An 8,862-nucleotide genomic window follows, 5' to 3' on the forward strand; every position below is an offset into this window, starting at 1 on the left:
GAGTCGGAGTGCGGGTAGTCGCATTCCCACGCGATGGTGTCGACGCCGAGCCGGTGACGGTTGTTCAGTCCGCTCGGTTCGGTGATGTAGCAGGCGAGGAAGTTCTTGCGCCACACGTCCGTCGGGCTCATCCCGGCCGGCAGAAAGCTGGTGCCGGTCCAGGACTGGTTGACGATGTGCCGGTCGATGCGGTCGAGCCACGGGGCGACCCAGCCGACCCCGCCCTCGCTCATCGCGACCTTCAGATCGGGGAACTTCTGGAAGGCACCGCTGAGCATGATGTCGGTGGCCGCAATGGTGGAGATGAGCGGCGTGAGGATCATCATGTCGTCGATGTTGAAACCGGCCGGGCGCTTGACGAGGTTGATGCCGCCGCCGATGTGCAGGGACAGCACGATGTTGTGCTCGACGCATGCCTTGAAGATCGGGTCCCAGTGCCCGGACTTGAAGTCGGGATAGCCCTCGCCGACGCCGTAGGGCGTCTCCGGGATGCTGATCGACCGGCATCCCATGGCGGCGATGCGCTCGATCTCCTTCACCGATTCCTCGGCGTCGTAGAACGGGACGATGCCGATGGGGATGAACCGCCCCGGGTGGGCGTCCGGGACCTCGCCGACGACCCAGTCGTTGAACGCCTTCAGGGCGGCGAGGGAGAGCTTCTTGTCGGGCAGGCTCGCCAGGTGGGTGCCGGCGAAGCCGGGGAAGGTGGCGAACAGGGTCGCGGCGAGGGTGCCGTTGGCGTCCATATCGCGCACGCGCAGGTCCATGTCGTAGACGCCCGGTCGCATCTCGGCGTAACCGGTGGGGTCCATGCCCCATTCGTGCTTGGGCCAGGAGACGACCGCGTTGAGGCCGGAACTGCCGACGACGGTGCCCTGGAACTGCCAGGCCTGCACGTTGGGGTTGCGGGGATGGGCGGTGAGTTTGGGAGCCTGGTCCATCAGGTTCTTGGGGAAGTGCTTCTCGAAGATGTCCGCGGGTTCGACGACGTGGTCGTCGATGCTGATCATCACCATGTCTTCGGTCTTCATGAGGATCCCTTTCCGCAGCCGGTACCGGTTACTTCTGTGCCGTCACCGGCGCTGCGATTCCCTGCTCGTCGACGATCTTCTGGATCCGGACGAGGGTCTCGTCGAGTCCGTCGCCGAGGCGCGGACCGGGCGTGAAGGTGGCCGGAAGCTGCCGCATGCCCTGGATGACTCCGATGGAGTCGTAGTGGACCGTGCCTTCCGGATCGCACCGGAAGTCGGGCATCCGGTCAAGCACTGCGAGCAGCATCCGCTTGAACATCGTGCGCGCCAGGTTGGATCCGATGCAGCGGTGCACTCCGAGTCCGAAGCTGAAGTGCCGGTTGCCCTTGCGCTCCAGGTCGATCTCGTTCGGATCCGTGAACAGTTCCGGATCGCGGTTCGCCATCGCCCAGGAGAGCCAGATGCGTTCCCCCTCCTTGAACTCGACGCCGTCGAGCTCGGTGTCGGCGGAGAAGGTGCGTCCGTCGCCGGCCGAGGGGCAGAAGAAGCGCAGGAATTCCTCGGTCGCGGAATCCAGCAGCGTGTCGCGCTGCTCGCTGAGGATCTCGCGCTGGTCGGGATTCTGCGACAACCATTCGAGGGCGTGCGACGTCAGGGCGGTCGTCGTATCGAAACCGCCGCCGATGAGCAGGCTCAGCACGCCGAGCAGTTCGAGATCGTCGGGCGTCTCTCCGTCGATGGTGGCCCGGGCGACGGCGTCGACCATGCCGGGACGGGGATTCTCCCGGATCTCGTGGAGGCTGGCGAGAAGATCCATTCCCATCACGCGGTGCAGTTCCGCGACGCGGTGGACGTCGGGTGAGTCCGGCGGCGTGTACATCGCGGCGTGGACCGGCTCGCAGTAGACGTTCCACTTGGCGACCGGGATACCGAGCATCGCGAGCGTGATGACGGCGGGAACGATGTTCACCAGATCGTCGATAAAATCGATGCTGCCGGTCTCGATCTTCTCGTCGAGGCACGCGCGGATCACCTCGTCGATGAGGGGAACCCACTTCTTCACGGCGGCGGGGGACAGATACGGATTGAGTACCGCACGGAACTCCCGATGTTCGGGGTCGTCCATCTCGAGGATCCCGCCGCGCACACCGGACGCCCGGACTGCGGTGGGGATCATGATCCCCTTGTAACCCCGCCGTACTCCCTTGATGTCGTGATCGTTGGAGATGTTCGCCGAGCGTGCGAGGGTGAACACCGCCTCGCTGCCGGCGGCGACCCAGTGACCTCCGTGCGTGTCGGACCAGGTCACGGGGCACTTGGAGTGCATCTCCGTGGTGATCTCCGAGAAACGGTCGCGGTAGTCCGGTGCGTGCCTGTCGAACTGGTAGACGGGGGTGCGGTGGTCGGTGTCGACCGAGGCCTCGTCGATGCTCACGGTGTCGCCCTCTCGTGGATCCGGTGGATGGTGGGGTCGGGTGTGGTCACAGGACGGAGATCGCCTGTTCGGGGCAACTGCGATGGGCCTCGCGGGCGGACTCGGCGAGTTCGGCGGGCACCTCGGTGTCGACGGCTGTGGCGTGCCCGTCGATGTCGCTCAGCTCGAAGAGCGTTGGGGCGGCCATGGCGCACAGTGTGTGTCCTTGGCACCGGTGAGGATCGACTTCCACCTTCATGACGTTCTCCGATCGTCGGCGAATTCTGTTGTCCTGCAGTCGGCTCGGAACTGCACCGCGACTCGATCCGTGTTCCCTGTACACATTTTCACGATCTTTGTTCCAAGAATGCCGTTCCGGTTAGCGAGAACAGTAATGTCACAGGTGTAGACCTGCAAGAGGTATGAACGAAGGAGTGGAGCATGAGGACGGTGCAGATATGAGGGCATGGCAGTTCGAAGGAGCCGGGCGACCGATCTCGTTGAACGAGGTTCCGGAACCGGAACCCGGCCCGGGCGAGGTGGTGATCGACGTCGCGGCGGCCGGACTGTGTCACAGCGACCTGATGTACATGGAGGTCGGAGAGGAGACGATGCCGTTCCTGCCCATGACGCAGGGACACGAGAACGCCGGCGTCATCAGCGCACTGGGCGACGGGGTCGAGGGCTGGAGCATCGGTGACGTCGTCGGGGTCTGCTCGTCGGGCGTGCGTCCGCCGCTCGGCATGTTCTCCCACGGTGGGTTCGCCGACAAGCTGGTCGCCGATGCCCGCGATCTCGCCCGGGTGCCCGAAGGGTTGGACCTGTCACTGGCCGCCCTCGCGACGGATGCGGGAATGACCTCGTACCACGCCATCATCAAGGTCGGTGGTGCGTCGACGGGGATGAAGGTCGGCGTGATCGGCTACGGTGGTCTGGGGCAGATCGGAACCCGTGCGGCCGTTCTGGCCGGTGCAGAGGTGCACGTGGCCGAGACGAAGGAATCGGCATGGGATCTCGCCCGGCAGGCCGGCGTGACGGACGTCGTGCGGGACGCGGCCGAATGGGCGGGCCGAGGATTCGACCTCGTGGTCGACTACGCCGGTTTCGACACCACGCAGAAGGCGATCGACGCCGTCGCCCGGGGTGGCACCGTGGTGCAGGTCGGTCTGGGCCTGCCGACGTTCACCGTGAAGACTCCGACGATCCTCGGCAGGACGCTCGTGGGTTCCCTCGGTGGGACCGTCGAGGACATCGAGGAGGTGTACGACCTGTTCGTGAAACGGGAGATCGAACCCGCATACACCGAGATCGGCTTCGAGGAGATCGGCGACGGGCTGGAACGTCTCCGTCGCAACGAGGTGACCGGACGGCTCGTCGCGCGCTTGGACCGCTGAACCGTCGAAGCGGGTCCGCACCCGGAAACACGAAGGGAGGCCCAGTGCAGGGCCTCCCTTCGTGCGGGAACCTCATCCCCTCGCGGACACGAGGCTCTCCGAACGCTGCACGGTGCCGGAGATTCCGCTCGCATTCTGCTGCGCGAGCAGCACCGCAGCGGCACCCATCGTCTCCGGTGGTTCCACCATCTCGGGCGGGATCTCCCGTCCGCCACCGCCGGCGGTCCAGCCTTCGGTGAGGATGACCCGCGACGGCGCGAGGCAGTTGACCGCGATGTTGTCCTGCCGCAGGTCGGCCGCGAGCCCGACGTAGAGCCGTTCCACTGCGGCCTTGGACACCCAGTAGGCGTTCGAGCCGCGGTCGGTCATCGTCACGCCGCTGGTGGTCACCGCGATCATCGATCCGCCGCCGCGCTCGCGCAGGTGCGGGATCGCCGCCTTGGTCACGGTGAACACGCCGGTGAGGTTGACGTCGAGGCACAACTGCCAGCGTTTCGCCGGGGTCGTCTCGATCGGCCCCATCCACAGCACCCCGGCGTTCGCGACGAGGATGTCGAGTCCGCCGAACTCGGCGACCGTCGCGGCGATAGCGGCGTCGACGGACCGTTCGTCGGTGACGTCGCACGGCACCGGGAGGGCCCGGCCTCCGGCGTGGGTGATCCGCTCGGCGACCGAGCCGATGGTTCCGGGCAGCTTGCCCTCCTGCTCGGAGCGTGCCGCGACCGCCACCGACGCGCCGGCCTCGGCGAGAGCGACGGCGATCGCCGCGCCGATGCCGCGACTGGCACCGGCGACGAATGCGATCTTTCCTGCGAGCGGGCTCACTTCGACGGGAACCTCAGTGCACCGTCGAGGCGGATGACCTCGCCGTTGAGGTAGTCGTTCTCGACGATGGACGCGACGAGCGTCGCGTACTCGGCGGGGCGGCCCATGCGCTTGGGATGCGGGATCTGCGGGCCCCAGTACGCCTCGAGCTGGTCGCCGGCCTTGCCGTAGGCGGGGGTGAGGATCGTGCCCGGCGCGATGGTGTTGACGCGGATGCCGAGCGGCGACAGGTCGCGTGCGGCGACCAGCGTCATGCCGATGACGCCGCCCTTCGCGGCCGCGTAGGGGAGCTGTCCGATCTGGCCTTCGTAGCCGGCGATGGACGCGGTGTTCACGATGACGCCGCGGGAGCCCTCGTCGTCGAAGGGGTCCTGCTTGGCGATGGCGGCGGCGGCCAGGCGCATGACGTTGAACGACGACGTCAGGTACGACTCGATGGTCTTGGTGAAGTTCTCGAGCGGCATGGCGCTGCCGTCCTTGCCGACGAGGCGTCCGCCGCCGGCCGGGCCACCGTGGCAGTCGACGGAGATGCGCAGCGGCGCGAGCGAGTCCGCTTCCGCGATGGCGGCCGAGACGGATTCCTCGCTGCCGGCGTCGGTGCGCACGTATCGCACACCGAGCTCCTGCTCGAGTTCCTTGCCCTTGTCGTCGTTGACGTCGGCGACGACGACCTTCGCGCCCGCCTCGTGGAGACGCCGGACGGTGGCCTGCCCGAGGCCACCCGTGCCGCCGACGACGATCGCAGAGCTTCCTGCTACCTGCATGCTGCCTCCTTCGAGATCCGAGCTCTTGAAAGTAAAGCTCTCTGTCTGTGAGAATAATGTTCTCATGAACCTAAGCATGATTCTAGAAATGGCCGCAAGCACCGGCGAGCGAGCAGTTGCGACCGTCGGGAACCGGACCCTCACCGCTGCCGGTCTCGACGCCCTCGCACGTCGTGCCGCCGCACAGTTCCGGAATCATCCGGCGGTGCTCTACCTGGGGTCCAACCACCTCGCGTATCCGGTGGCGCTGTTCGGTTCGGCGTTGGCAGGGGTCCCCTTCGTGCCGCTGAACTACCGCCTCGGCGACCAGCAGCTCACCGCACTGAAGGCCAAGCACCCCGGTGCGCTCGTGCTCGAGCAGGACGACCTCGACGCCCTCGTCGACGACTCCTACGCCACAGGAGATCCCGAGCCGCCACTCGAACCGCAGTGGGACGGCGACACGGTCGCCGCGATCATCTACACCAGCGGCACCACCTCGGATCCGAAGCCCGCGATCCTGCGGCACCGGCACCTGCTCGCCTACGTGCTCAACACGATGGAGTTCGGATCGGCCGCCGAGACCGACGCATCGCTCGTCTCGGTCCCGCCGTACCACATCGCCGGCCTGACCAACCTGCTGTCGAACTTCTACACCGGCCGCCGGGTGGTGTACCTGCCGGCCTTCGACCCGCAGGTCTGGCTCGAGACGGTCCGGCGCGAACGCGTCACCCACGCGATGCTCGTCCCGACCATGCTCGCCCGCATCGTGACCGCCCTCGGCGACGAGACGGCCGACACCCCGACGCTGGCGAGTCTCGCCTACGGCGGGTCGCGCACGCCGCGCCCGGTCCTCGAACACGCGCTGCGTGCCTTCCCCGACACCGGCTTCGTCAATGCCTACGGTCTCACCGAAACCGCTTCGTCCGTGGCGGTTCTCGGACCCGACGACCATCGCACCGCCTTCGAATCCACCGATCCGGCCGTCCGCGACCGCCTCGGTTCGGTGGGTCGCCCGCTTCCCGGCATCGAGATCGAGATCCGTTCCGAGGAGGGCGAACCCGTCCCGGCGGGCGAAACCGGCCTGATCTTCGTCCGCGGCGAACAGATCTCGGGCGAATACGGCAACCGCAGTGTCCTCGACGCCGAAGGATGGTTCTCCACCCGCGATCTCGGCCGGCTCGACACCGACGGATATCTGTACGTCGAGGGCCGATCCGACGACACCATCATCCGTGGCGGTGAGAACATCGCCCCCGCCGAGATCGAGGACGTCCTGCTCGCCCACCCCGGCATCACCGAGGCCGCCGTCATCGGCGTGTCGGATACCGAATGGGGACAACGCATCGTCGCCGTCCTCGTCGGTGACGGCGATCCGGACGAGATCCGCCAGTGGGTCAAGGAACGCCTGCGTTCCTCGAAGACCCCCGACAACATCGTCTTCCGGGACGAACTGCCCAAGACCGAGACCGGAAAGCTCTTGCGTCGCACCCTTCTCGCCGAACTGGAGGCCACCCATGCCTGATGCCGTGATCGTTTCCGCCCTGCGCACCCCGGTCGGCACCGCCGTCAAGGGCACGCTCCGCGACACCGACGCGTTCACCCTCGCGGAGCACATCGTCACCGCGACCACCGAGGACCTCGACAAGAACCTGATCGACGACGTGATCCTCGGCGAGGGCCTGTACGGCGGCGGCGTGATCGCCCGGCACGCGGCCCTCACCGCCGGCCTGACCCACGTGCCCGGGCTCGCGCAGAACCGGCACTGCGCGGCGAGCCTGTCGACCGTGCAGTCCGCCGCGGCGAGCATCCGCTCCGGCATGGACCGCATCGTGATCGCCGGTGGCGTCAACTCCGCGTCGACCTCGCCGCGATCGCTCATCCGGAAGGGCGAGGAGTGGGTGCCGTGGATGTCGCCCAGCCACCCCGACAGCCCCGAGGCCCCCAACCGCGACATGTCCATCACCGTCGGCTGGAACGCCGCGGTGAAGGCCGGTATCAGCCGCGAGGAGATGGACGCCTGGGCGCTGCGTTCGCACCAGGTCGCGATCCGCGCCATCGACGAGGGCCGCTTCAAGGAGGAAATCGTCCCGATCGACACCCCGCACGGCCTGTTCGACACCGACGAACACCCGCGCCGGGAGACGAGCCTCGAAAAGCTCGCGTCGCTCAAGGTGCTGCACCCCGAGATCGAGGGCTTCAGCATCACCGCCGGCAACGCCTGCGGCGGCAACGATGCGGCGGCCGCGCTGGCCATCGCCAGCAGCGATCTCGGTCTGCCCGCGCTCGGCACGGTGCTGTCGTGGGCATCGGTGGGCGTCGACCCCGCGATCACCGGACTCGCTCCCGTCGAGGCGATCCCGAAGGCACTCCAGCGCGCCGGTCTGTCCATCGGCGACGTCGACCTGTTCGAGATCAACGAGGCGTTCGCCGCCCAGTGTGTCGCGTGCATCAAGCTGCTCGAGATCGACCCCGAGAAGGTCAATGTCAACGGCAGCGGTTGCTCCCTCGGCCATCCGGTCGCCGCGACCGGCGCCCGCATGCTCGTCACTCTCACCCACGAACTGCGCCGCCGCGGCGGTGGCATCGGCGTCGCGTCGATGTGCGCGGGTGGTGGCATGGGCTCGGCCCTCGTGATCGAGGTGCCGGCACCGTGAACCGGGATACGCCGTGAACATCGGTGAACTGATCGACGCGGCACGCGGGGGCTCCCCGCGTGCCGCGGGTCGATTGCTGACCCTCGTCGAAGGACCGCGCCGGGACGAGGTGCTCGTACTGCTCGAACCCGCCCGCGCGCGGGTCGTCGGATTCACCGGCCCGCCCGGGGCCGGCAAGTCCACCACCGTCGGAGCGCTCACCACCGCCTACCGCGAACGGGGACTGCGGGTCGCGGTGCTGGCCGTCGACCCGTCGTCCCCCTACAGCGGCGGTGCGCTGCTCGGCGACCGCATCCGCATGGCCGCCCACGTCGGCGACTCGGGTGTGTTCGTCCGGTCGGTGGCCTCCCGCGGACATCTCGGCGGACTCGCGGCCGCCGTCCCCGCGTCGATCCGATTGCTGGCAGCCTTGGGTTACGACGTGATCCTGCTCGAATCCGTGGGAGTGGGGCAGTCGGAAATCGAGATCGCGTCGGTCGCCGAACCCACCGTCGTCATCCTCAACCCCGGCGGGGGAGACGCCGTCCAGGCGGCCAAGGCCGGGCTGCTCGAGGTCGCCGATCTCGTCGTCGTCAACAAGGCCGACCGCGACGGTGCGGATCAGACGGTGCGCGACCTCCGCGGCGACGTGAAGGTCCCGATCCTCAAGCTCGTCGCCGCGACCGGCCACGGTGTCGACGACCTCGTCGACGCGATCGAGGCGCACCAGCGGGCCGACACCGCCGAGCGTCGCGCGGCGCGGGCCCGCAGCCAGATCCTGTCGCTGGCACACACCCTCCTGCGCAACCATCCGGAGTTGGAGGCGCTGGCGGAGGCCGTCGCGGACGGCCGCGACGATCCGTACTCGGCGGCCGCACG

9 protein-coding genes are annotated in these 8,862 nt (G+C 67.8%); 4 read left to right on the forward strand and 5 right to left on the reverse strand.

Translation table 11 applies throughout. The features are described 5' to 3' along the window. The 3 genes from ACLBYD_RS24250 to ACLBYD_RS24260 all read right to left on the reverse strand — a co-directional run. Positions 1 to 1,031: amidohydrolase family protein (locus ACLBYD_RS24250; protein WP_447818417.1), on the reverse strand; the 1,031-nt coding region annotated here is incomplete at its 3' end. Positions 1,032 to 1,059: 28 nt separating this feature from the next. Then, entirely contained in the window at positions 1,060 to 2,406 is a 1,347-nt protein-coding gene (locus ACLBYD_RS24255; protein WP_447818418.1) for a cytochrome P450, read from the reverse strand. 46 nt (positions 2,407 to 2,452) lie between these two features. Then, positions 2,453 to 2,644, reverse strand: a complete 192-nt coding sequence (locus ACLBYD_RS24260; RefSeq protein ID WP_026061764.1) for a ferredoxin — start codon at positions 2,642 to 2,644, stop codon at positions 2,453 to 2,455. Positions 2,645 to 2,843: 199 nt separating this feature from the next. Between ACLBYD_RS24260 and ACLBYD_RS24265 the strand changes: the two genes are divergently transcribed. Continuing rightward, positions 2,844 to 3,779, forward strand: a complete 936-nt coding sequence (locus ACLBYD_RS24265; protein WP_447818419.1) for a zinc-binding dehydrogenase — start codon at positions 2,844 to 2,846, stop codon at positions 3,777 to 3,779. Between the two features lie 72 nt (positions 3,780 to 3,851). On the opposite strand, the gene ACLBYD_RS24270 is transcribed toward ACLBYD_RS24265, so the two are convergent. After that, positions 3,852 to 4,604 carry an SDR family NAD(P)-dependent oxidoreductase gene (locus ACLBYD_RS24270; protein WP_447818420.1) on the reverse strand — a complete coding sequence of 251 codons (753 nt, stop codon included), beginning with the start codon at positions 4,602 to 4,604 and terminating at the stop codon, positions 3,852 to 3,854. Beyond that, positions 4,601 to 5,368, reverse strand: a complete 768-nt coding sequence (locus ACLBYD_RS24275) for an SDR family oxidoreductase (protein ID WP_447818421.1) — start codon at positions 5,366 to 5,368, stop codon at positions 4,601 to 4,603. The genes ACLBYD_RS24270 and ACLBYD_RS24275 overlap by 4 nt, the downstream gene beginning before the upstream one ends. Positions 5,369 to 5,432: 64 nt before the next feature. On the opposite strand from ACLBYD_RS24275, the gene ACLBYD_RS24280 reads away from it, so the two are divergent. From ACLBYD_RS24280 to meaB, 3 genes are all read left to right on the forward strand, one after another. After that, complete coding sequence (locus ACLBYD_RS24280; protein ID WP_447818422.1) at positions 5,433 to 6,872, forward strand: class I adenylate-forming enzyme family protein; 1,440 nt, start codon at positions 5,433 to 5,435, stop codon at positions 6,870 to 6,872. Then, positions 6,865 to 8,004: a thiolase family protein gene (locus tag ACLBYD_RS24285; protein WP_447818423.1), complete on the forward strand. Its 1,140-nt coding sequence runs from the start codon at positions 6,865 to 6,867 to the stop codon at positions 8,002 to 8,004. Before ACLBYD_RS24280 ends, ACLBYD_RS24285 begins: the two co-directional genes overlap by 8 nt. Before the next feature lie 13 nt (positions 8,005 to 8,017). Continuing rightward, positions 8,018 to 8,862 (forward strand): methylmalonyl Co-A mutase-associated GTPase MeaB (meaB, locus tag ACLBYD_RS24290; RefSeq protein WP_447818424.1); only part of this gene is annotated, 845 nt, incomplete at its 3' end.

The sequence above is a fragment of the Rhodococcus sp. C26F genome (assembly GCF_053345925.1).